This is a genomic window from Alteromonas confluentis (assembly GCF_001757105.1).
Lineage (GTDB): Bacteria > Pseudomonadota > Gammaproteobacteria > Enterobacterales > Alteromonadaceae > Alteromonas > Alteromonas confluentis.
In genome coordinates this window covers 16,004-41,452 of the sequence record NZ_MDHN01000034.1, presented here as the reverse complement: position 1 = coordinate 41,452, position 25,449 = coordinate 16,004, and the positions used below count along the sequence as shown (strand labels likewise).

16 protein-coding genes are annotated in these 25,449 nt (G+C 48.4%); 12 read left to right on the top strand and 4 right to left on the bottom strand.

All coding sequences use genetic code 11. The features are described 5' to 3' along the window. The 4 genes from cyoB to cyoE are packed head-to-tail and all read left to right on the top strand — an operon-like array spanning nucleotide 1 to nucleotide 3,871. Complete coding sequence (gene cyoB / locus BFC18_RS14790) at nucleotides 1-1,989, top strand: cytochrome o ubiquinol oxidase subunit I (protein WP_070126336.1); 1,989 nt, start codon at nucleotides 1-3, stop codon at nucleotides 1,987-1,989. Then, a complete protein-coding gene (gene cyoC, locus BFC18_RS14785; protein WP_070126335.1) occupies nucleotides 1,986-2,588 on the top strand; it encodes a cytochrome o ubiquinol oxidase subunit III in 603 nt (200 codons plus the stop codon). Before cyoB ends, cyoC begins: the two co-directional genes overlap by 4 nt. After that, nucleotides 2,588-2,926 (top strand): cytochrome o ubiquinol oxidase subunit IV, encoded by a 339-nt coding sequence (gene cyoD, locus BFC18_RS14780; protein WP_070126334.1) that lies wholly within the window; start codon nucleotides 2,588-2,590, stop codon nucleotides 2,924-2,926. The genes cyoC and cyoD overlap by 1 nt, the downstream gene beginning before the upstream one ends. Before the next feature lie 48 nt (nucleotides 2,927-2,974). After that, nucleotides 2,975-3,871, top strand: a complete 897-nt coding sequence (cyoE, locus tag BFC18_RS14775) for a heme o synthase (RefSeq protein ID WP_070126333.1) — start codon at nucleotides 2,975-2,977, stop codon at nucleotides 3,869-3,871. An 85-nt stretch (nucleotides 3,872-3,956) separates the two neighbouring features. Here cyoE and BFC18_RS14770 read toward each other — a convergent pair whose 3' ends face one another. The 3 genes from BFC18_RS14770 to BFC18_RS14760 form a co-directional block, all read right to left on the bottom strand. Then, entirely contained in the window at nucleotides 3,957-8,297 is a 4,341-nt protein-coding gene (locus BFC18_RS14770) for an alpha-1,6-glucosidase domain-containing protein (protein ID WP_070126332.1), read from the bottom strand. Nucleotides 8,298-8,359: 62 nt separating this feature from the next. Continuing rightward, nucleotides 8,360-11,401 carry a TonB-dependent receptor gene (locus tag BFC18_RS14765; protein ID WP_070126331.1) on the bottom strand — a complete coding sequence of 1,014 codons (3,042 nt, stop codon included), beginning with the start codon at nucleotides 11,399-11,401 and terminating at the stop codon, nucleotides 8,360-8,362. Between the two features lie 310 nt (nucleotides 11,402-11,711). Then, the gene (locus BFC18_RS14760; protein ID WP_070126362.1) at nucleotides 11,712-12,644 is read right to left on the bottom strand and encodes an alpha/beta hydrolase; all 933 of its coding nucleotides are present in this window, start codon (nucleotides 12,642-12,644) and stop codon (nucleotides 11,712-11,714) included. A gap of 353 nt (nucleotides 12,645-12,997) precedes the next feature. On the opposite strand from BFC18_RS14760, the gene BFC18_RS14755 reads away from it, so the two are divergent. The 3 genes from BFC18_RS14755 (at nucleotide 12,998) to BFC18_RS14745 (ending at nucleotide 16,832) form a co-directional block, all read left to right on the top strand. Next, nucleotides 12,998-13,588, top strand: a complete 591-nt coding sequence (locus BFC18_RS14755) for a porin family protein (RefSeq protein WP_070126330.1) — start codon at nucleotides 12,998-13,000, stop codon at nucleotides 13,586-13,588. A 308-nt stretch (nucleotides 13,589-13,896) separates the two neighbouring features. Continuing rightward, nucleotides 13,897-16,095, top strand: coding sequence for a VTT domain-containing protein (locus BFC18_RS14750; protein WP_070126329.1), 2,199 nt, complete (start codon nucleotides 13,897-13,899; stop codon nucleotides 16,093-16,095). Continuing rightward, nucleotides 16,083-16,832: an endonuclease/exonuclease/phosphatase family protein gene (locus tag BFC18_RS14745; protein ID WP_070126328.1), complete on the top strand. Its 750-nt coding sequence runs from the start codon at nucleotides 16,083-16,085 to the stop codon at nucleotides 16,830-16,832. The genes BFC18_RS14750 and BFC18_RS14745 overlap by 13 nt, the downstream gene beginning before the upstream one ends. On the opposite strand, the gene BFC18_RS14740 is transcribed toward BFC18_RS14745, so the two are convergent. Next, complete coding sequence (locus tag BFC18_RS14740; protein WP_070126327.1) at nucleotides 16,808-17,782, bottom strand: LysR family transcriptional regulator; 975 nt, start codon at nucleotides 17,780-17,782, stop codon at nucleotides 16,808-16,810. The two genes, BFC18_RS14745 and BFC18_RS14740, sit on opposite strands and share 25 nt — an antisense overlap. Nucleotides 17,783-18,246: 464 nt before the next feature. On the opposite strand from BFC18_RS14740, the gene BFC18_RS14735 reads away from it, so the two are divergent. From BFC18_RS14735 to BFC18_RS14715, 5 genes are all read left to right on the top strand, one after another. Continuing rightward, nucleotides 18,247-20,811: a TonB-dependent receptor plug domain-containing protein gene (locus tag BFC18_RS14735; protein ID WP_070126361.1), complete on the top strand. Its 2,565-nt coding sequence runs from the start codon at nucleotides 18,247-18,249 to the stop codon at nucleotides 20,809-20,811. A gap of 574 nt (nucleotides 20,812-21,385) precedes the next feature. After that, nucleotides 21,386-22,555 carry a methyl-accepting chemotaxis protein gene (locus tag BFC18_RS21735; protein WP_070126326.1) on the top strand — a complete coding sequence of 390 codons (1,170 nt, stop codon included), beginning with the start codon at nucleotides 21,386-21,388 and terminating at the stop codon, nucleotides 22,553-22,555. A gap of 78 nt (nucleotides 22,556-22,633) precedes the next feature. Continuing rightward, complete coding sequence (locus BFC18_RS14725; RefSeq protein WP_070126325.1) at nucleotides 22,634-22,999, top strand: response regulator; 366 nt, start codon at nucleotides 22,634-22,636, stop codon at nucleotides 22,997-22,999. A 20-nt stretch (nucleotides 23,000-23,019) separates the two neighbouring features. Further along, nucleotides 23,020-24,954, top strand: a complete 1,935-nt coding sequence (locus BFC18_RS14720; protein ID WP_070126324.1) for a chemotaxis protein CheA — start codon at nucleotides 23,020-23,022, stop codon at nucleotides 24,952-24,954. Further along, the gene (locus BFC18_RS14715; RefSeq protein WP_070126323.1) at nucleotides 24,951-25,448 is read left to right on the top strand and encodes a chemotaxis protein CheW; all 498 of its coding nucleotides are present in this window, start codon (nucleotides 24,951-24,953) and stop codon (nucleotides 25,446-25,448) included. Before BFC18_RS14720 ends, BFC18_RS14715 begins: the two co-directional genes overlap by 4 nt. The last annotated feature ends 1 nt before the right edge of the window (nucleotide 25,449 follow it).

Genomic DNA, 25,449 nt, shown 5'->3' with positions numbered 1-25,449 from the left:
ATGTCTTTTTTAGGTAAATTATCTATTGAGGCTGTACCGTACCACGAGCCAATCGTAATGGTTACGCTTGGGGTAGTTGCAGTACTCGGTCTGGTGATCGCAGGTCTGATCACCAAATTTAAAGCATGGGGCCCGCTGTGGCGCGACTGGATCACGTCCATCGACCACAAACGCCTGGGTATCATGTATATCCTGCTTGCACTTATCATGCTTATGCGTGGCTTTGCCGACGCTATCATGATGCGTACGCAGCTTGCTGCGGCAACAAACGGTGCAGAAGGTTATCTGCCGCCAGAACACTACGACCAAATCTTCACCGCGCACGGTGTTATCATGATCATCTTTATGGCAATGCCATTTATGGTGGGCCTGATGAACATCATCGTTCCGCTGCAGATTGGTGCACGTGACGTTGCCTTCCCGTTCCTGAACAACCTGAGCTTCTGGCTGACGGCTGGTGGTGCAATTCTTATCAACCTGTCTTTAGGTGTAGGTGAGTTTGCGAAAACTGGTTGGGTTGCTTATCCGCCACTGGCGGGTCTGGAGTACTCTCCGGGGGTCGGGGTCGACTATTACATATGGGCCTTGCAGATATCCGGGCTCGGGACGCTCTTGACCGGGGTTAACTTCCTGGTAACTGTATTCAAGATGCGTGCGCCGGGCATGAAACTGATGCAAATGCCTATCTTCACCTGGACATGTACCTGGGGTAACATCCTGATTGCTGCGTCATTCCCTATTCTGACTGCAGTACTGGCGATGCTTACGCTTGACCGTTATCTTGATTTCCACTTCTTCACCAATGATTTAGGTGGGAACTCAATGATGTACATCAACCTGTTCTGGGCGTGGGGTCACCCTGAAGTATACATTCTGGTTCTGCCAGCATTCGGTATCTTCTCGGAAATCATTTCTACCTTTACTGCGAAGCGTCTGTTTGGCTATAAGTCAATGGTTTACGCGTCGGGTGCAATTGCAATCCTGGGCTTCATTGTTTGGTTACACCACTTCTTCACAATGGGTTCCAGCGCAAACGTTAACGCCTTCTTCGGTATCATGACGATGGTTATCGCCGTACCGACCGGGGTTAAACTGTTTAACTGGCTGTTCACTATGTACCGTGGCCGTCTGACTATCACAACACCTGTGCTGTGGACCTTAGGCTTCATGGTTACCTTTACCATTGGTGGTATGACAGGCGTACTGCTTGCTATCCCAGGTGCTGACTACGTACTGCACAACAGCTTGTTCCTGATTGCTCACTTCCACAACACCATTATCGGTGGTGCGGTATTCGGTTACCTGGCAGGTTTTGCTTACTGGTTCCCGAAAGCAATGGGCTTCAAACTGGATGAGAAAACCGGTAAGGCAGCATTCTGGTGCTGGCAGATCGGCTTCATGCTGGCGTTCATGCCACTGTACGTTCTGGGCTTCTTAGGAATGACCCGTCGTCTGAACCACACTGATAACCCTGACTGGAACATCTGGCTGTACATCGCTGCTTTCGGTGCTTTCGTAATCGCTGCGGGTATCTTCTTCCAGTTGCTGCAACTGTTCATCAGCTTTAAGAACAAAGAAGCACTTAAAGATACTACGGGTGATCCGTGGAATGGTCACACGCTGGAGTGGTCAACTGCCTCTCCGCCTCAGTACTACAACTTCGCTGTTATTCCTCACATCAAAGACATTGATGCATGGACTGACATGAAAGAACGTGGCGAAGCGTATCAGAAGCCTGAAAAATATGCCCCGATCCACATGCCTAAGAACACCTCCGCCGGTTTCTTCATGAGCATGAGCTTCACGGTAATGTGTTTTGCACTTATCTGGCACATCTGGTGGCTGGCCGCTGTTGGTTTCATCGCCGGTATCGCAGTATTCATCAAGCGCTGTTACACCAGCGACGTAGATTACTACGTACAGGTTGATGAAGTAGAAACAATCGAAGCAGAGCATTTATCTGCTAATGCTAAAGGAGTGAACGCATGAGCTCAGTAGCTACTGATATGCATCACGATCACGACCACGAGCATCACGAGAATAACAACGTATTCGGTTTCTGGGTTTACCTGATGACCGACTGTCTGTTGTTCGCCTCGTTCTTCGCAACCTACGCAGTGTTGTTCATGAACACTGCCGGTGGCGTGTCTGGTAAAGACATCTTTGAACTGGACTTCGTTGCAGTTGAAACCGCGGCACTACTGTTAAGTAGTATCACCTTCGGCTTCGCAATGATTGCAGCACACAAGCAAAACAAAGGCGGCACGCTGTTATGGCTGGCTGTGACCTGGGTATTCGGTGCCGTGTTTATCGGTATGGAAATCTATGAATTCCATCACCTGATCGTTCACGGTAACGGCCCTGATACCAGTGCCTTCCTCACCGCGTTCTTCTCGCTGGTAGGTCTGCACGGTCTGCACGTAACTTCTGGTCTGATTTGGATGACTATCCTGATCATCGAAGTGATGCGTCGTGGTCTGCCTGATAAAACGGTAACCCGCCTGAGTTGCTTAAGCCTGTTCTGGCACTTCCTGGACATCGTCTGGATTTGCGTATTCACCGTTGTTTATCTGATGGGAGCACTGTAATGAGTCAGCACGATTCTCACGCTGTTAGCCATGCAAACGACCATGGTGATGTGAAATCCTACGTGATTGGGTTTGTACTGTCGGTCATCCTGACAGTCATCCCTTTCTGGATGGTTATGGAAGGCGACTTCTCTAAAGGCACCACTATCTGGAGTATCGTTACTTTAGGTCTGGTACAGATTTGGGTTCACCTCAAATACTTTCTGCACCTGAACTTCGTTACCGAAGATGGCCGTGCAAGCACGTTCTCGTTCCTGTTCAGTGCCCTGATTATCTTCATGGTAGTCGGTCTGTCTGTCTGGATCATTTACGAGTCTAACGCGATGATGATGTACTAGCCTGCTGGCTGGTACATTTTCTGAGCGTACGCGAGGTAAACTGGAAATATGAAACCTGTATTTCGTCGATATTTAACCGTGACTAAGCCCGGCATTATTATGGGCAACCTGATCTCTGTCGCCGGTGGTTTTCTGCTGGCATCACGGGGTGACGTTGACTTTATGCTGATGGCGGCAACGCTGATTGGCCTATCACTGGTTGTTGCATCCGGATGTGCAATTAATAACTGCATTGACAGGGATATTGATGCCAAGATGCAACGTACCCGCTCCCGGGTTACCGTGACCGGGGAAATGTCGCTGAAAGCCGCATTCTGGCATGGCATTGTGCTGGGTGTGATGGGTTTTGCCCTGCTGGTGGCGTACACTAACGCCACTGCGGTGTTTTTCGCTGCACTGGGTTATGTGGTGTATGTGGGCGTTTATAGCCTGTATATGAAACGTAACTCTGTGTATGGCACATTGGTTGGCAGCTTATCCGGTGCGGTTCCCCCGGTTGTGGGTTACTGCGCGGTAAGTGGCCAGTTCGATGCTGCCGCTGCCATTCTGCTGGTGATGTTTAGTTTGTGGCAAATGCCCCACTCTTACGCCATCGCTATTTTCCGTTTCAAAGATTATGAAGCGGCGAATATTCCGGTACTGCCGGTTGCAGAAGGTATCGAAAAGGCCAAACTGCATATCGTGCTTTACATCGCGGTTTACGCCATTGTAACCATGATGCTGTCAATAGCTGGTTATACTGGTATCGGTTTCCTCGCAGTTGCCTGCACCACCAGCTTCTGGTGGTTGCTGATGGCATTGCGCGGTTATCGCCCTGATATCGATATGACCCGCTGGGCCCGTCAGGTGTTCGGTTTCTCCATACTGAACATCACGATCCTCAGCATAGCCATGGCGGTAGACTACCACGATGTAGCACCAAAACTGTTCGCCTTAGCGTTATAGACTTGTAAATACGAAAAAGGGCCGCTCAATTGAGCGGCCCTTTTGTTTTGGTAAATCACTAATCGCTATATCTCATCGATAAACATCATAGCGCCGTTACCGTTATCACAGGCTTACTGCCATCTGGCCCTGATACCGTGAAGCGGTAGGTGCCGGCTTCAGCGTTGATCACCAGGTTGTTATTACTGACCCCCAACACTTTGGGAACATCTACCATCACTTCGTTTGAGGCTTCGCCATCTGGATTACCGAAGTTCACCGTGCTCCAGTCTTCTGAAGCGACCTTAAACTCCGTTGCACCACCGCTAAGCACGATATCCGCCGTATAGGTGCCATCGCCCTGCCACGTCAGTGCGTTGTCGGTGCCCCATGAATTCATGCCGCCACGAATAAATACTGGCGTTGCGCCAAAGAATTGCTCTTCGAAAACACCAATGGTAGGTATTTCACCATTTCGCGCTGACAGCACAAACACATAGCTGTTGCTCGCTTCAATGGTCAGCACCAGGTTTTCGTTAGTCGCGGCAAGGAACTGCGTTGCCCCCACGTTAACGGCAGTATCTGACTCGTTATTTGTCATTCCGCCCAGGTTAACCGTAGACCAGTCTTCCGACGCAATCTTGAACTGATAGGTGCCCGGCTCCAGCGTAGTAGCAAAAGTGTATATCTTATCGCCCTGGTAGCTAAAGGCATCGTCCGTTCCCCAGCCATTCATATCGCCACGCAGATAAACGGTGGTGGGTGCAAATGGCTCGTCATAGTTGACAGTCAGGATTGGGGCGCTGGTATCTGAAGCATCCACACGGAATTCATACAGTGCCGTTTCTGCTGGCGTAAAGCTCAGGTTGGTATTGCTTACACCCAGTACCATGTCGTCGCCAAGAGCGACAATACCATCAGAACCGTCCGCAGCACCAAAGTTCACTGCATCCCAGTCTTCTGAAGCCATTTTGAACCCGTAGGTGGTGCCGGCAGTTAGCGTTGCCGTAACCGTATACACGCCGTCGCCCTGATAAGTAAACGGTGAATCTGTGCCCCACTCGTTCATGTCACCACGTAAATAGGCAACAGTGTCACCGAACGGTACAATATCCGGTGCACCGGCAGTGGCGTAAGCCGACAAGCCATAGCCTTGCGCGCCCATCTGCGGTTTTACGAATACTGCAGTGGTCAGTGCGGGCACGGTAAAGGTACCGTTGCCTTCGTCATCGCCGGTCCCTTCCGTGAACATAGCGGTACGTACCGTATTGTCAACTGAGTTCATCAGCACGTTGTGTAATTCAAAACCGGTTGCTGTAGCGACAGTAATGGATTTTTCTTCGTAGCCGGTGTTTACCACCACCATAATGGCATCGACGGCGGGATCAATATCAGCCAGTGGTGTTTCACTCGTTTCGTTATAACCATCATCAATGCTCATGCCCACCAGCCCCACTTGCTGACGGGCACCGATGTTATGGAAACCCACGCGCTGAATAATGTCGTCCATGGTGGTCAGACGGAATAACTTGCTGCCAGAGCGGATCATCAGGTATTCATCGAACACCGTAGAAGCAAATTCAATTTCTCCCATGCTTGCAGCACGCTCGGCATCGTAGATAAACGCACTCATTTCATCCCAGCGCGCGGAATTATCCACTGCCAGCGGCAGACCAATATTCCAGTTGTTGGTATTGAAGGTAAAGTCCACATAGTTGAACCAGTCCCCGGCATCGTAACTGTTGCGATCCATCGACTTGGAGCGCAAGAAGTCGCCGCCCATTTGCAGGAATGGAATACCTTGTGACATCAACGGTAAGGTAATACCGATATTCTGCGCACGAACACGCTCTTCGAGAGTGAGATCCATGGGCAGAGAGTAGTTAAACTGATCCCACAGGGTTTCGTTGTCGTGTTTAGACACATAGTTGATAACGTCGGCCGGGTCCTGACCGTAACCACCCAGACTACTGGTTGTGGTAGCAGAGCCACCGGAAGTTTCCAGTACATAGTCGGTGAGTGTACCGGCCATGCCCATTTTCAGGCGATCCTGTGCGCTCAGCGCTTCGTCACTTTCCGGGTTAAACAGATGACCGTAACGAATAGCATCACGAATGCGGTCGTTATAGGTACCGATTTGGGTGCCGCCCATATTGATCTGGTTGGCCTGCTCGTATCCCCGGTCTTCCTTCAGCCAGCCTTCACCGTAAAAATAGTTATCTTCGTCAATGGCCTGTACGGCATCACGCAGACGCACCATAGTATCGACCGTGGCCTGACTCATGATGTCAAAGCGGAAGGAATCAAACTTATACTGCTCGGTCCATAACAGCAGCGAATCCAGCATCAGCTTTTCCATCATCGCCTGACGGGGTTCGGTATCTTCACAGCAGGTTTCCTGCACCATCGCGCCGGTTTCTACGTCGTAACGGTGATAATAGCCCGGTACCACTTTATCCAGCACTGAACGCGGATACACGCCTGAAGCATTGGTGTGGTTGTACACCACATCCAGCACAACCCGCAGACCTATCTCATGCAAGGCCATATTCATTGCGCGCATTTCAACGATACGCTGAACACCCTCGGCGTCAGAGGCATAGCTGCCTTCAGGCACATTGAAGTGATACGGATCGTAACCCCAGTTGAAGGAATCATAGCCACGCATTTGATCAATAAGCGCCTGGGCTTTGCCGCCTTCAGAAGCCGGATCGTAGCTTTCCAGCAGATCTTTAATTACTGTTCCTTCCGGCTCCTCTTCGCAGATGGCTGCATTGCGGTTTAGGCGACAAAGATCGCCAATCGTATCGTTGATATTCACTACATTCGCGGGGTTCTCATCCACGCTGGCAATGTCGTTGGCAGGCAACATGTGGAAGTGGGTCATACCGGCATTAGCGAGCTTTTGCAGGTGTGCAACCGGTGCTGTACCTTCTTCTGTGAACGCCAGGTATTTGCCCCGGTTCGCTTCTGATGTGGATTCATCAAGAATACTAAAGTCGCGGATGTGACCTTCGTAAATCACCGCATCTTCCGGATCGGCAATCGTCGGAACCGATTGGGTATCCCAACCGTCAGGCTTGAGATCGTCATCTGACAGATTCACAAAACGTGAGAATCGGCTGTTGGTAGAAAGTGAAACCGAATACGGGTCGGTGACTTCCAGAGTTTCCAGCTCGCCAGTAACAGGGTGATAAACGGTAACCTCAAAGCGGTACAGAGTACGATCCAGTGACATGTCACCATCGTAGCGCCAGATCCCGGTATTTTCATCCAGCGTCATCGGATACGTATTCTGCAGTGACTTGCTGTCTGAGTAGCTCAGCAGATTAACCTGCTGTGCGGTAGGGGCCCACACCACGGCAGAAATGCCGGTGTCGGTATAAACCGGTCCCAGCGAGGCTTCGTTAGCATCATCATCGCCGCTGGTGTAAAGCACATCCAGTACGTTAGCCAGTTGAATACCGGTTGCTGCAACCAATTTGCCTTCATCGTTGTAGCCGCCGATTGCAGTCTGGGTTTTCAGTACCGCTTTCGCCGCAGCTTCATCCCAGTCGCCTTGCCATGCTTGCATGGATTGCAGATGAGGCGCCAGCGCGATTTGCTCATCGGTGAGGGTGGTTTCAGTCAGCGTCAGTACCGTACCGTTGAGGCCATCTTCCAGGGTAGATTCAAGTCCCGCCGTTTCACTGTAATGCAACTCAACGGTTTCTACACCTTCCGGCGCGTTCCACAGAATGGTGTTCACATCCAGCCAATGTGCACCAAGACCTTCAACATCGACGGGTTGTTCACCTAAAGAAATAATCGGAAATTCGAAAATGATTGCTTCACCAGACAGTGTGAAGTTCATGCGGGTGAACGTTTCGTCGTCTTGAACCAGCGAGCCTGCGTAGTTGCTTCCTCCCATTTCCTTTCCGGCATCATCGGTACCTTTATGGATAATGAAGTTATGACAGGTGCCATAATTTTCTTTTAGCTCAAGTACCCAGTAGGCGCCATAATTCGGATCGATGCCGGTTGGCTGACGGCCATTGGCCCAGTCGGTATCTGCATCGGCATAGGCATCACAGGTTTCATCATTCCAGGTATGCAGACGCCAGCCGTCATAAGCCGGGTCGTTGGGAATGTTATCGGCATCCACAGAGCCGCGGTTGTAGTAAAGCACCGCCTGATATTCACCGGGAAAGAATGCCGGTGCAGGTAACGTAGGATCAGCCCCCACTACGCAAGCATTATTGGCTTCGTTCGGAACGGTTGGCGGGTCGCACTCGATGGGAGGCGGCGCGACACACTGTGTGCCCGTTGAATCCGGGATAAGCGGCGAGTCGCAGGTAAGCAGATTATTGCTACCCGATTCGATATCCGAGCCGCCACAACCGGTTAATACAAAAAGTGTCAGTATGCAGGCCAGAAACCCGCAAGCCTGTTTAGTAAGTCTGGTCATATCTGATGTCCGTTTACGTCTATTCGCTTTGGCGCTATTCAGTTTGTTCATGATTGTTGTTCTCACAGTGAATAGGTCAGACCGAGGTAATACTGGGTACCGAAGAATTGCAGTGTGCCTGTTTGCTCCGGTGTCGAGAAATAGCTTCGGGTAGGTTCGTCGGTGAGGTTGTTTACCTGAAACAGCATGCTCAAATTGTCGTTAATTTCGTAAGAGGCCTGATAGTCAATCACCAGCTCATCGTCGAAGTTTACGGTTTGATCATTTACCGCTACCTGCTGCGATACGAAGGCATCCCGATAGCGGGCAGACACCCGGGTTTCGAAACCTTCGTACTCCCAGAACAGCGTCGCCGTTACCACGTTTTCAGAGAGTCCAGGCAATTGGCTGGCAAACACGCCTTCACTCAATGTGCGCTGAATCTCACTTTCTGTGAACGAATAGCTGGCGCTCATACCTAACCCAGACCACATGCCAGGTAACATGCTGTAGATCTCGGTGTAGGCAATTTCGACACCACGAATATAGCCGCCTTCCGCATTGTTAATTGCCGTCTCGTAACGGCCATTTTCGGTTGGCACAGTCACGAACAACGGATCACCGGCCGCATCCAGTGCTAGCTCTGGCTCCTGCCCGCTAAATTCACTTTCCAGATATACGGGTACCTGCACCGAGTCTGGTACGGTGAATCCATTTCCTTCAAAGTCGTAAGGTTCAACGGCGATATTCTCGATGAATGACTCGATATTCTTGTAGAAGCCGGCTACCACCAGCGCACCATCGGTTTCGTCGAAGTAATACTCGTAAGACAAGTCATATTGGGTCGCGTAGAACGGCTCAAGATAAGGGCTATTTCGTGCTGAGCCGTTTACCCGGGCGGTAGGTTGAGACAAGGTAACTTCCCCAGAGTCTCTGTCCATCGTCGCAGTAATGGTTTCCACGGTAGTGGAGGCATTGGCGGCGAAACGGTTGATTGGCGCACGCCCCATGACTTTCGCGGCAGCAACCCGTAACTGGGAATTGTCGGTCAGCTTGAAATTTAAATTTATCGATGGCAGTACATCGGTAAATTCATGGGTCAGAATGGTTGGGCGATAGAAGTTATTGATCAGGCCTAACTCATCTGTAATGTTTTGCGCGCCGGCGGTTGGGTCACTGACTTCCTCGCTCACACCCGTCTCGGGGTCGGTAACCAGGCGTGTTGCGCGCTGAAGCGTCGTTGACGCTTGTTTGGTGCGAACATAGCGTACACCCACATTTCCGGTCATGGGTATGCCAAACAATTCTGTGTCCAGGTTCGCCATCAGATATGCTGCGTTTACTGTTTCAAATACTTCACCACTTTCCTGTATCGTCCAGGCCGACGCGGCGTTCGTACCATCGCCATTGATCACGCCAGCAGCGCCAGGGCCCCAGGTTTGTGCGGGTTGTGGAATTCCGTCAGGAAACCAGGCATTCAGAGCAGTGTTTAAATCGATAGAAAGGTAGCTGGGGAAATAAGAAAAGGCGCCAGACCAGTCCACTACTTCAGACATCCCTTCCGTTATGTTCAGTGGCGGCTGACTTACTGAGAATCCGCCATCGTTTCCGAACTCGAAAATAGCGCGATCGTTACTGAATTCGCGATCCGAATAGCGATAGCCAAATTCGATACCGGATACGACAGGTAAGTCGAGAAAGTATTGGAAATCTGCACGGTAAGCATCCAAGTCATCCTCGTTCTCATACGGATAAATCCCGTATTTACTGATCATCGCCCGATTTAAATCGGTAAACGCATCAGTTTGATTGAACGCGAGATCAGGCAGGTTGAGCCCATTCAGCAAATAGCTGATTTGCACGTTTTCATCAAAGGTGGGATTGGCGGCATTCGCGTCTTCCGCAACCAGAGACCAAAGCAGACCATTACGAAAATCGCTTTCTGCGGTGGATTTAGACACGTCAAACTGGGCACTCAGGTTATCCGTTATCTGCCAGTCAGCTTTAATACCGAAACTTGCAACCTGGTCGAAGTCCTGGTTGTCATCATTCACCAGCTCTACCCGGGTAAAGCTGCTATCAGAGCGGGTAAATGTGCCTCCTATCACACTATTATTTACCACCACGGGGTTGATAATATTGGCATTGATGCCGCCGAGTTTTACCCGGAAACCACGGGCGAACGCTTCTGAGTCAAATTTAGAGAGAAAGGCGTCAGCTTTCAGTTTAAAGTTGTCGGTAGGCGCCCACTCTACTGAAGCCATGTAACCGTTACGGGTTTCTTCTCCCCCTTTGTGCTGCATTTCAAAGCCTTCTGAAATGTATTCGCACTCAGGGCAGTCAGTACCGGCGGCATCGTTGTCACCTTCGATACCATCTACGTCGACAGCGCCATTGTAGGCAAAACCAATAAATTGGGTTGAAACGCTGGGCTGAAACAAACGTGCATAACCTAACGATACCCCCACGGTGTCATCCATGAACTTCCCCTGATAGGAAAAGCTAATACGATGACCATATTCTTCGGCGTCAGGGATCTCGCTGGCCCTGTCATTGAACATGCCACGTACGTTCGCGTTAAACGTGTGAGTTTGCTCGTTGGCCAACGCGCTCGCGGTTTGCAGTTCTACGGTACCGGCAACGCCACCTTCTATCAGCGAGGCTTTCGGCGATTTATACACTGCCGCTGAATTTATTAATTCTGAAGGATACTGGTCAAATTCAATGGCGCGACTACCACTGGTAGAAACCTGTTCACGGCCATTTAATGTTGAGAAAACAAAGTCGCCAGACAAACCGCGAATGTTAATTTCAGCAGCCTGACCACCGGTTCGTACCGCCGAAATACCTGGCAACCGAGTCAGCGCATCGGCCATTGACACGTCGGGTAATCCCCCCAGGTCATCGGCAGAAATCTGTTCGGTAACCGTATCACTAAACCGCTTCTGATTGAGCGACTGGATCAGACTCGAGCTAAAACCGCGTACTTCGATACGCTCGATGGTTTCATCGTCATTGATTGTTTCGGACTCTTCAGCCTGCTGAGCGTGCAACGCAGAACTGGAGAGGATGAGACCGCTGGCCAATAGGCCGTGGGTAATTATGTTAGGTTTGAATATTTTCATGCTGGGCGTTCCAATAGTTATTTTTTTACCCGGAAACCAGCGAACATTTCCGGACACTACTTTTTATTCCAGCTTGAATCTTATCCTTGTGGTGAAATTTAGAGCAACAGCATGCATACGTATTCATAACTTAAATTTTACATTTTTAACTTTTTATTTGTGCGCCCAAAAAACGTAAAAAGTGGTGAATGGGTTGGTATCAACCGCTAACTGACGGAGGAGATGAGGATTCTGAAAAGCAGATGAGAGGTGTCGGTTAACAACTTAACCGACTTAATATTTTAAAATTACTGGATATTCTGAGTGTAGTTTAAGAGGTTTTTTCATCGAACATTCCATACGCTTTCATCCACGACAGCATAGTTTCAAACCAGTCGATGGGATGGCGCATTCCAAAGCCATGACCGCCGTCTGGCAAGAGTAACATTTGCACAGGAACACGCTTGTTAACCAATGCACGGTGATAATTAAGCGCGTTGGTTACTGGCACCGCTTTATCATCGTTAGCGTGAACAATGAAAGCAGGCGGCGTATTGGTCGTTACATTCATCTCAGCAGAAAAGCGTTGGATCATCCCTTTATCGTAGTTGTCGCCCAGCAGAGAGGTTCTTGAACCTTCATGGGTAACGCCGTCAGTCATTGAAACAACCGGGTAAATCAGAACTTGAAAATCCGGACGCAATCCCTTTCGGCTATGAACCGCTTGCACCGGTTTCTTGAAATGTGTTGCAACGGTAGAGGCCAGATGCCCACCGGCTGAAAATCCCATAACGCCAATACGTTCATTATTCAGACCCCATTTTTCCGCATTCTTGCGAATTACCGTCATAGCCTGCTGTGCATCTTGCAAGGGTCCGGTAGACGGATTGTCCATGTTGGCCGCAAGAGGCATGCGATACTTCAAAACAAATGCGGTTACACCAGCTTCAGCAAAACGCTCAGCAACCTTAAAGCCTTCCTTGTCGATAGCAAGATGTTGGTAACCGCCGCCTGGCATGATCAGTACCGCCGCACCGGTACGCGCCTCCGGCTGTGGTGCAACCATTGTCAATTCAGGTTTATCCACCGCCACTACAGACTGATCGCCCACCGTTTGCCTGCCAACATATTCAGACGTCGCGTGACTTATTTCTCCGGGGATCCCATTTGGATATAAATCGATTTCAGTGCGGGTCCAATTATCAGCCAACGCGAAGTCTCCATTCAGGAAAAGGAACAATATAAAAAAGTAGAGTCGTTTCATGGGCAGGTCGTCCGTGATTTGGTAAATGGGCATTCTGCATCATCTGGATTAGAAAAATAAAGCAATGGCAGATTTGTTTCAAATACGAAAGCACTTTCCCTGTAATAGATACAATCTGGTTTGAAGCAGTTTCATTAGAAATACCGCAAGTGTTCACAAAGCAGACAAAAAGTACTGTTTTACGGTTAAAACCGTTCATTTTACATACACCAATGTATGGCACAGTACTTGATGCTGTTTAAGCGATACTGGATTGCGCTTTTTGCCTTAACGACATTCTCTGATCCTTCTTATTTTTTCCGGGATCACTACAGCGCATTCCTTCTGCTACATTCATTTTGAGGACATAGATAATGAAAATTTCATTAAAAGCAATCGCGGGTATCGCTGCACTCACTTCTCTGGCTACTTTCGGCTCTCAGGCACAATCTTTGGATACGCCTTGGCAAGACGACGCCGGCTTTTATGTTGGCGGTAACTACGGTTATCTGAACGTAGATGGCCACGATGATTTCGACGATGACAATGATGTTTGGCAGGGTTTAGTCGGCTATCGATTTAACCGCTACATCGCTGTCGAAGGCTCTTACATTGACTTCGGTGATTATGGTAACAACCTGTCGCGGGCAGACTCAGACGGTTACACAACAGCCGTGAAGGGTATTTTGCCAATAACTAATCGTTTCTCTGTGTATGCCAAAGCAGGGCAACTGTGGTGGGAGTCAGACTACAACGTCGGTGGCGTTTCTGGCAGCTATGATGACGAAAGCCTCTTCATTGGCGCCGGCTTATCCTACAACATTACTAAGAACTTCCTGGTAAATGCTGAATACACCGTGTATGACGCTGATTTAGACGCCGGAGAGTTGGCGGATAATTTCAGTGATACCGATTTCGACACAGATCTGAATCAGGCAAGTGTCGGTGTTGAGTACCGGTTCTAATAGTAGAATTAAATAGGTCAGCATCGCTGGCCTATTTTCGTTTTAACCGCAATTAACCTTCCCACGCTTTGCCCGTCTTCCATTAATTAGACTGATACAATTTCAGTAAGCAAAATCTACAAACGCTGCAGAAAAGTTTCCTTGTGTACAGGATTGGCTCACACTGCACACTTCTTTGAAAAGAATTTAGTCACGGTAATTCAGCAACTTACAATTAGCTCGCGCGGTTTCGAAACTGGAACATATTCTGCAACCTTTCACTCATTTGTAATTGAAACACTCATTCCGGGTTGGCATGAGGAGGAACAATGTCAGCAACTAACTCGATATTCAAGCAGGGAGAAAACTGCTGGGCAACCAGTCAGGCGAGCTTTGCAACCCCACTGATTGACTGTGGTAACTACTACAAAGCTCTTCACTCTGCCATTTTGAAGGCTAAACACAGCATCTTTATTGTCGGCTGGGATATCGATAGCCGCATACGATTACTCCGTGGCGAAGATGAAGCAAATTCAGAAGCGCCTTCGGTAGTGAGTGACTTGCTCGCGTGGAAAGCTGAGCAAAACCCGGACATGAAAATTTATCTATTACGCTGGGATTCATCGCTGGCGTTTTTTGCTCAACGAGAAATGTGGGCAAAAGAAGTCTGGGACGAGAAAACGCCCGATAACGTGCTTACGGAATTAGATGACACCATCCCCATGGGAGGCAGTCAGCACCAGAAAATCATCGTCATTGATGATGAATTGGTTTTTTCTGGCGGCATGGACATTTCCACCAATCGCTGGGACACCCGCGACCATCCCATTGAAAGTGAAGAACGTAACGGACCTGATGGCCCTTATACGCCTCTTCACGATGTTCAAATTGTCTCTGCGGGGCCTGTGGTTGCGCGGTTTAGCGAATTAGTACGCTGGCGTTGGCTACGTGTTGCAGAAGAAAAGCCTATTACTATTCGTGAAGATGCGAAAACGGACATCGACGCTCCCCTTCCCGAAGCATGGCCAGAAGATTTTGAGCCATGGTTCCGCAAAGTTGACTGTGCGCTTGCCCGCACCATTCCCTTTATGGACGAGGTAGAGCCTGTTCAGGAAGTGCGCCACATGCTGCTGGATCTTATTTCCGAAGCCGAGCGCATCATTTATATCGAAAACCAGTTCACTTCGCGGCAAGAAATTGCGGAGGCGTTGAACCGTCGCATGAAAGAAAAGCCAGATTTACACGTCGTGATCGTGAGTTCTTACGAGCCTAAGGGTAAGTTTGAATGCGAGGCGTTCTGGGCTGGCCGTATTGAATTTAAGAAAATCTTAGAGAAAGGCGTCGACCCTGAGCGTGTGGTGATGACCTATTCTTCAATCACAGACGAACACGGCCAACACGCAACCAAACGTATCCACTCCAAAGTGATGACTATCGATGATAGCTACGCAGTGATTGGGTCGTCGAACATCAGCAACCGTTCAATGTCACTGGACACCGAAATTGATATGGTGCTGTTTGGTAACAATGAAGAGAACCGCCGTGAAGTGGCTCGTATCCGCAACGATCTATTGGCTGAACATACCGGACGTACTGTTGATCAGGTTGCAGCGCTTATGGAAGAACCTAATCCGGTAAGGGCCTTGATGGAAGGCCAACTTGCTCATGGTTATGTGCTTACGCAGGTACATGATGAAATCTTCACTGATCAGGAAACCGGGCAAAACTTCTTTTCTCGTTTATCCGACCCTGAAGAACCGCTCATCCCTCCTCTACCAACTTTAGGCGGTGAAGCCATGCCAATACGTAACCCTCGTCGTCGTACGATAATGATTGGCATCGGCGTGATGGTGATTGCCGCGTTAGCTGCGGCTTTGGTCATCGCCAGCCACTTCATTCCGTGGCTGTCTACCGACAATATCAACGCTTTCCTAGAAGAAAGTCGGGGTACGTATTTTGCCCTGCCTACCGTACTGATGGTTTACGTAGTCGGCGGATTCTTCTTCTTTCCCGTTACCGTTATGTCCTTGGCGGTTTCAGCCATATTTGGTCCTATTTGGGGGCCGCTGTATGGCATCCTCGGTGCGCTCCTCAGTTCAGCCAGTATGTTCGGTGTAGGTAAAGTAGCCGGTAACGCTGGCCTGCGAAAAATCGGCGGTCCCAAAGTTGAAGCGGTAGATGCCAAGTTGAAAACCAGCGGTATCGTTGGGGTTGCAGCCATTCGCATGCTGCCTATTGCACCGTTTAGTTTAGTGAATTTAGTCGCTGGGATATCGTCCATCGGCCTAATGCAATTTTTGGTAGGTACCTTCCTTGGTATGTTTCCACCCATGATTGCTAAAGGTTTGGTGGGAGATTCCATCACGCAAATTTTCCGCAACCCGTCTCCTGAGACCATCAGCTACCTTGTCGGCGGTATCGTTTTGTGGGGCCTGATGATTTGGGGGTCACAAAAACTGGCAAAGTCTTATCAGGCTCGTAAGCAGCAGCAAGTAGATAAAACTAAGGGTGAAGAATGTGTCGCATAGTTACCTATAACATTCATAGCGGTGTGGGAAGAGATAATAAGCATGACTATCGCAGAATAGGAAGTTACCTGGCTGAGATTGGCGCAGATATCGTATTGCTTCAGGAAATGGATACCCGTCCTGAACACCGGGATATCAGCACTGATGTGCGAGATATATGTGCCAGCCAAGTATTTGAGTTAGTTCCCTCACCAGCCATTGAACTTGAAAGCGGGTGGTACGGTAACGCCGTACTCACGCGTTTCCCGGTTATTAGTAACGAAACGCTGGATGTAAGCATGGATGGTTTTCAACCGCGGAATGTTCAGGCCGTTGAGCTGCTGACACCGTCTGGCCCGCTTACCGTTATTAATACGCATAAAGGACTAAAAAAACAGGAGCGTCGCTCGCAGTTCGCCAAACTTCACGAATATATTGAAAAACGTATTACAGACCGCCCAGTGCCCTTGGTGCTCGCCGGTGATTTCAACGAATGGCAGTTTTTCACCAAGGCATTCAAAGCGATTGACGAGGTTCTGATTCAACACAAAGTAGGCGCTACATTTCCTAGCAACTTCCCTATCTTCTCTCTAGACAGAGTATGGACTTCGCCGAATATAAAAACCCGAAGGGTGAAGCGACTTAAGAATCAACAAACTCGCCTGCTCTCAGACCACTTGCCCGTTTGTATTGATATCAGACTACCTGAGCAGGAAGTATCACCAGAAACCGTTCAGACACAAGCAATGGCAGGCTGACGGCATTTTAAGTCTCCTCGCCAATGCTGAAGCTTCTGCTCCATCGCTGTCACGCGTCTAATGACTTCCTGCATCTTCAAGTTCGCATCGGTTAATGACGCACTCCGATTTGTTGCCATTGTTACGGTTCGACGCATTTCAGGCTCTTCAATTTTTAGCGCTTTCACTAACCCGCTTTCTTCTAAGTGAAAAATGGCGGATGTTGGTAATATCATTGCCCCTTCGCCTTGTAAGAGTTGGCGTAAGCCGGTCATTAAATGACCGGAATAAGCTGTATTGTGGCACAACGCCACGCCGGTAATATGCTCATATTCATGAATCAGTTTACCGAGTGCATCACGATCTCCTGGCGTGAGAAGCTCAAATTGGCTTAATTCCCAAAACTTAATCGCATCGCGATGTTTAAGCTTCTGGTAAGTATCGGATTGCTCATTGATACCCACCACCAAATGCATGTATTCCTCAATGAGTGGCTCACAGACCATCAACTTAGGATCAAGATCCTGTTCATAAGTAATCGCGATATCTACTTGATTTGATTCCAACCAGCTCTTTACCGAATACGACGGGCCAGTGCTGATATCCAATTTAAGTTTACTGGCTGACCGTTTTACTTCAGAAAGTAGCGACATAGACAACACATTGCTCATAGACGCCAACATACCTACCCTGATAACGCCAGATTGCTCAGCAATCAGATGTTGTAATTCGGCTTTTGCAGCGTTGATGTCATCCACCAGCCGCCGAGCATGGGTGGCAAACAACTCCCCGGCTTCAGTTAACGATACCCCTTTAAAACTTCGGCGTAACAGAGAAACGCCCATTTCGCGTTCGAGCTTTGCCAGTTGTTGGCTAATGGCAGGCTGCGCAATATCCAGTTCTCTCGCTGCAGCCGCTATACTTCCTTTTTGTAGTGTGGTCAGAAAATACTGTAATTGCTTAGAATTCATGACGTGCCTATTTACACCTGACTAAAAACAAACCGCCTTGCCATCTCCTATTTGTTTAACTCCATGTTAGACAAAAAGTGACCATTCATATTTACTTATAGTTCAGCAACTTACATGCCACCAACTGGGATATAGACAGATGTAAATTGTTAACTTTTCGTTATTGGTGTCGCTCTGAAAACTTTTTTCAAAACCAGCGATCATTAATTAGTCGCTGTTTTATATAAGATTTTTAGTTAGCTCAATATTTTTACGATAGCCCTCAATATTCTTTTTTCTTCCTAGAAGTAGTCGCGATTTTTTAGTCTGGTTTTACACAGCAGTAAGCAGCATCACATCGCTGTCTGCAACTGATTGCATCCAAATGGTGCTGCTGTGAGCCAAGGTTGGGCGCAATGACCGACTCCCGGAACGGCGCCCTAAAACAGAAAAGTAATCAGGCAATAAAATCTGGGAACACACACATGAAAATAAAAAGACTAAGTGCGTCAATTTATGCCGGATTAACCGGTATGACGTTAGCGATGGCAATGGCGCCATCGGTTTATGCGCAAGAAACAGAAACTCCTGACGCGGCATCTGATGCCAACGTGGAGAAAATCGCAGTTGTTGGTGCACGTGGTGCTCCGCGTTCAGTCACCAGTTCTCCGGTTCCTGTAGACGTTCTCACCGCTGAAGATATGGAAGGCGTTGCATTCTCCGATATGAACGATGTTATGAAAACACTCGTTCCATCTTATTCACTTTCTCGTCAGCCTATTTCCGATGGTGGTACCTTTATTCGTCCGGCAACATTGCGTGGTCTGCCTACGGATAAAACACTTGTACTGGTAAACTCAAAGCGTCGCCATCGTGCCGCGCTGGTGGAAATTGGCGGCTCTGGTACGCAGGGGCCAGATCTTGCAACTATACCAACAGCTGCAATTGGCTCAGTTGAAGTACTTCGTGACGGTGCCGCAGCACAATACGGCTCGGATGCAATAGCCGGTGTTATCAACTTTCAGTTGAAGAACAATGACGAAGGCGGTTCATTGTCTGCAGAGTGGGGCCAATACTACGAAGGCGACGGTGATCAATTCGTTATTAGTGGTAACAAAGGTTTTGCGTTAGGTGACAATGGTTTTTTGAGTATTTCTGCTGAAATTACTGATGCCGATGCGACCTACCGCGGTGAACAATATTGCGAAGAGTGGTTTTGTGTAACCGACCAATCTGATGAATATATTGCCGATGCATTGGCTAGCGCGAATGCCATACATGGGTCAGATGAGGTGCAGCCTTGGGGTCAACCTAATAACAGTGGTCAACGGTTCTTCTTTAACTCAGGCTACACGATTACTGACGAAGTCGAGTTATATGCGTTCGGTAATTATTCCAAAACTGAAGGTGATGGTTCTTTCTACTACCGCTATCCAGGCAACGGCACCATTGAAGATATTCGTCTTGAAGACGGTACAGTCTGGAGCCCACTGGAATTCTTCCCTGGCGGCTTTACGCCTCGTTTCTTTGGTGACATGACCGACTACTCATTTGTTGGCGGTGTTAAAGGCATGACCGGTAACTGGACTTACGATGTAAGTGGTCGTATTGGCTCGAGTGAAATCGACTACACCCTATCTAACACAGTTAACCCGTCGATGGGTAACGAGTCGCCCACTTCTTTTAAACCGGGTTCACTGACTAACGAAGAAAAGCAATTACAAGCTGACTTTACCTACGATCTTGAAAACTACATTCTCGCTTTCGGTTTAAGCTACCTGGATGAATCGTATGATATCTCTGGCGGTGAAGTCGACTCTTACTTCGCAGGTCCTTATGCTGGTCCTGATCCATGGGGATTCTGTAACGGCGATGTTCCTACAGACCTGGGCGCTACCGTAGCAGGGCTGGATTGTGCCGACGAAAATGACCCTGTTTATACTGTTGTTGGTGTGGGTTCGAACGGCTTCCCTGGTTACTCACCAGAGTTCTCAGGTGAATACACCCGGGATTCTTACGCTGTGTACGCCGATGTTTCTGGCGACATCACAGATGAGATTTTTGCCCAAGCAGCATTACGCTATGAAGATTATTCTGACTTCGGTTCAGAACTGGTTTATAAAGTTGCCGCGATTTATCAAATCACTGACGAAATTGCAGTACGTTCATCGTACGGTACTGGTTTCCGCGCCCCAACTCCGGGTCAGCAAGGTACCACCAACGTTTCAACTCGTCTGCCTAATGGTCTGCCAGTAGCAACGGGCCTATTCCCAGCCAGTAGCGACGTCGCACAAGCCTTGGGGGCAAGCCCGCTTGCGCCTGAAAAATCGACCAACTTTACGCTGGGTTTAACCGCTGAGTACGGTGACTTCACGCTAACAGTCGATTACTACAACATTGAACTGGAAGATCGCCTGAACTCCGTTTCCACGTTAGATGTGTCTAACAACCCGGATGCAGAAGATCCTTCCGATTATGAGCGCTACCTTGCGCTGGATAATGCTGGCGTAGCGGGTGCCGCTTCAATTGGTGGTGTGTTCTTCTTCCAGAACGCGTTTGATACCACTACAGAAGGTGTAGATGTTGTTGCAACATACAACATGGAGTCGGACATTGGTGCAACCACCATCATGGGTTCACTGAACTACAACACCAGTACTATCGATGCTGATCCAGAAGGCTTCTTTAACGCGTCTGATAGATTCGACTTCGAAAACAGTATGCCTGAAACCCGCGCTGTGGTGTCGGTTAAACATAACTATGAAGACTGGCTCCTGGTGGCGCGTATGAACTACTACGGCGAATACGAAAACATGGCTGATGGTGGCACGTTTATTCAGACTTACGGTGCAGAAGTACAGTTCGATCTGGAAGCGACGTACCATATTAGCGAGAGCTTGTCGTTAAGTGCTGGTGCACGGAATATCTTTGATGAATACCCCGATCCAGATACCACGGGTGACGAGTGCTGTGGTTCAATCTACCGCGCAAGCTCTATTGTTGACTGGCAAGGTGGTTACTACTACACCAAGTTAAATTACACATTCTAATCGCTAAGAACGGAATGAATTGACGATAAGGTCGACGTTTGTCGACCTTATTTTTTGCTCTAAAGAGTAAATTTAAACGCCACCATAAGACAAAAAACACGCCATACGCGCAGCGCCATAACATTAATTCGGGGTCAGTATGACGCGTTTACACCATGCTCAACTCAAAAAAAACACGTATGCGTACGTTCTAAATGTGGGTAAAAGCCATACCTAACATCGTAAGTCTTAATCAACCAGCAAAAAACAAAAGTTAGTGCCTACTCTCAACAAAATCGCCTATTTACAAAAATATTGAACACAACAACGTTACGTCAATTCTCCACCAAAACCGTTTTAAACATAAACCTCAAAACGCCCCTGACGAATAAGAAATTTTTTTCTTCATTTCTTTCAATACTGAAATTCTTGTCTATAACTAAATTAACGCACTACTGACGACAAATCAGACAATTTCGAAATGTCGGCAATTAACGGAATATCTGTGCACATGAATTCAAATTACTTGAATTGTGCCAGTAACGTGCAGCAGTAGAACCTTCAAAAAAGCATTTAGATGAGTAGCAGACTAAATATGGGCGAACTTACAAATACACCACGCATAACAATTATTGGAGCCATAGTCAGTCTCGTTGTGGGACTCGTTCTGGTTTCTGTTGGTCTGACTTATCTGGCCGTTGTCATTGCCGCAGCAGGAGTGTTTTTATCTTCACGATTACCGGCATCCGAACCTGCTACTGCATCAGAACCTTATGAAGCGAGCGTCTCAGAACCTGTTTTTACCTCTTCCGCTAATGATTCAGACCTGTCGAGTGCGGCAGATCGCATGTCAGGCATACTCAACGAGTGCGAAAAAAATCTGGGTGACATTTTAAATACCCAAAACGATGCCGTTACCACACTCACCGAAGCATTTTTAAATTTACAGCGCTTGGTAGGTGAACAAAATGGTTGTATTACACGCCTTATCCAGGCCGACTCTGACAGCGGTGAGATGTATTCAAACCGTATGCGCACCTTCGCTGATGAAACAGAAAAGTCACTGGACAAATTTCTTGCCTCCACTGAGCAAATTTCTGAAGGCACCACCACTATTTTAGAAAAAGTTAACCGCATCTACGACACCATGCCTACGGTATTAAAAGCCCTGGGTGATATCGACGATATTTCGGCTCAAACCAACTTGTTGGCATTGAATGCAGCCATTGAAGCGGCACGTGCTGGCGAGGCCGGACGCGGGTTTGCGGTGGTAGCAGATGAAGTACGCGCGCTATCTAATCGTTCAACGCAGTTCAGTGGCGTAATTAAGAAACAAATGGAAAACATTGGTGTACAAATCGATGAACTCACCCAGGATGTGAGAACCCTCGCCGCGCAAGACACCAGTTACATCATTACTGCCAAACGCGACATTCAGGGCGAGCTCGACGCCATTATCGTTAAAGCCGAGAGCGATGCCGAAACCACCACCACGTTAGAAGGTATTTCGGGTCAACTTGATGCTGCTATTGGATCAGCAATTCGCGGCATGCAGTTTGGCGATATAAACGGTCAGAATCTGACCTACTCTGAAGAAATGCTTTCTATAGTAAACGAACAACTGCCATTGCTGGGGCAACGGAATGCGAGTCAGGTGAATAAAAACCTGGACGACTTTCAAAGCAGCATGAAAAACCGCGCCAATCTTGACCACAACCCAGTGTCAGCAAGTAGCGTAGATGCAGGTGATATCGAGTTGTTTTAACGCCAGAGCGACTTTACCAAGTCGAAATATTTGTCCGCGCACGAGAAGGTGCGAAACGTTAAGAACGCCGGGAGTAATATGAGTAAGAACATCCTCATTGTTGATGACTCACCATCAATTCGTCAGATGGTTGAATTAACACTTAAAACAGCCAGCTATGCAGTAACCACTGCTGTAGACGGGCAGGATGCACTGGACCAGTGCAAAAGCAAGCGCTTCGATTTTGTGTTGACGGATCAGAATATGCCCCGCATGGACGGCCTTACTCTGATCAAAAACCTGCGTGGCATGTCAGCATACGGGCGTACCCCAATTATTGTTCTGACCACCGAAGCGGGCGACGACATGAAAGCGAAAGGGAAAGCCGCTGGAGCAACAGGATGGATGGTTAAGCCTTTTGACCCGGCGAAGTTACTGGCTGTGGTAGGTAAAGTCCTCGTTTAGTTGGTACAGGAAACGTCAATATGTCTATCGATATAGAACAATTCCACGCGGTCTTCTTTGATGAAAGTCAGGAGCACCTGGATGACATGGAGCAGCTTCTTATGGAGCTGGATGTTGAAGATCCCGATCTTGAACAACTCAATAGCATCTTCAGAGCGGCCCACTCGATTAAAGGCGGTAGCGGAATTTTCGGCTTCGACGCACTGACGGGCCTTACCCATGTCATGGAAAACCTGCTGGACAAAGCCCGTAAGCAAACAATTTCTCTCAGTGTGCCTACTGTCGATTTGTTCCTTGAAACCGTCGACCTGCTAAAAACAATCCTCGACGCATACAAAACAGAAAGCGATTTGCCCACATCAGAAATTGAGAGCGGTGTGGCGGCATTAGAAAAAGCCCTCGCCGAAGCTGATGGTCAAGCTGCTCCCAGTGAAGGCGTAGCGCAAGATGAGGCGCAGACAGAAAGCGCTTCAGCAGATGACGATATTGACGGTTTCGGCTTTTTTGATGATGAACCTGAGGCAGCCACTGAGGCCCAACCCGCCCCTACTGAAGCAGCGTCAAAAAACGATGACATTGACGGATTTGGCTTTTTCGATGACGAACCCGCGCCACCAGCAACGGCAGAAGAGAAAGCTGGATATGGCTTCTTTAAACCACTAGAAGCGGTGAACGAAGATGCCAAAGCAGCACAGGAAGACGCTGCGAAAGCTGCCGAAAAGGCAAAAGCTAAGGCCGCGAAAACCAAAAAGCCCGCTGCTAAACAAGCAGAAGCGTCTTCTATTCGTGTCGATACCTTAAAAATTGATGCCATGGTTAACCTGGTAGGTGAGCTCGTCATTACTCAATCAATGCTTTCAATGATTGGTGATGAAGTAAGCGGCGCGGTTGGCCAGAAATTACAGACCGCCATCGTAGAATTGCAGCGCAATACCCGAGAAATTCAGGAATCGGCAATGTCGATGCGTATGCTGCCAGTGAATATGACCTTTAACCGATTCCCGCGGGTTGTGAGAGATTTATCTAGCAAACTGGGTAAACAAGTCGACCTTATTATTGAAGGTGGTAACACTGAAATTGATAAGAGCATGATTGAAAAACTGGTCGACCCGCTCACTCACTTGGTGAGAAACAGTATTGACCATGGTGTAGAAAAGCCTGACGTAAGAAAAGCCTCAGGTAAGCTTGAGAAAGGTACGGTTATTCTGCGAGCGGCACAACGCGGCAGCTCAATTGTTATCAGTATTATTGATGACGGCGCGGGTTTAAGCCGCGAACGGATTTTGGCGAAAGCGACTGAAAACGGCCTTCCCGTTTCTCCAGACATGCCCGACAGCGAAGTATGGCTATTGATTTTCCAACCTGGCTTCTCCACTGCCGCTGAAGTTACAGATGTGTCAGGGCGCGGTGTGGGCATGGACGTGGTAAGACGAAATATTGAAGCCATCGGTGGCCGTATCGAAATTGAATCCACCAAAGGTTATGGCTCAGCTTTCCATATTCACTTACCTCTCACACTGGCCATCGTCGATGGTATTTGTGCCGCGGTGGGCAACCAAACCTTCGTGATCCCGCTGGTGAATATCATCGAATCATTGCAGCCACTGCCTGAACAACTCAAGTTAATTGGCAACGAAAACCTGCTCTGGATTCGAGAGCAATACTGGCCACTCATTGCCATTCACGAAATGATGCACGTAGACGATGCCATCGATAATCCAACAGAAGGCATAGTGGTGCTACTCGAAAGCAGTAAGCGACGGTTTGCCATTCAAGTTGACGCCTTGCTTGGCCAACAGCAAGTCGTTATTAAGAGTCTTGAGCAACATTATCGCAAGGTTCCCGGCATTTCAGGTGCAACCATTATGGGCGATGGTCGTGTTGCCATGATCCTTGATGCTGACGCCATTGCCGATCTTTGTCGTCCGGTTTACGAGGAGGAGAAAGCATCATGAGTAACGGCCGTGACCACATGCAGGCAAAAGATGTTCAGGAATATCTGAGCTTTATTCTCAGCGATGAGCATTACGCCCTCGATATCACATCGGTAAAAGAAATCCGTGGCTATGAAAAGGTCACTCCCATCGCTAATGCACCGGCGTTTATTAAGGGAGTGCTCAATTTGCGTGGTGATATCGTTCCGATTATCGATTTACGGATCAAATTTAATATTCCTAACCCCACCTATAACGAATTCACCATTGTCATCATGTTGCATGTTCACAATCGCGTGATTGGTATTGTGGTAGACGGTGTTTCTGACGTTGTGCGACTGACCGAAGACGAAGTTCGGCCCCCCCCCGATTTTGGCGTTATTTTTGATAGCCGGTTTCTTAAAGGCCTGGCTACCGTTGATGATCGCATGATCATTTTAGTTAATATTGAGCAGCTTATTTCAAGTGGTGAACTTGGTTTGGTAGATAAGACGCTCGCGAAAGAAGAGGTCTGAA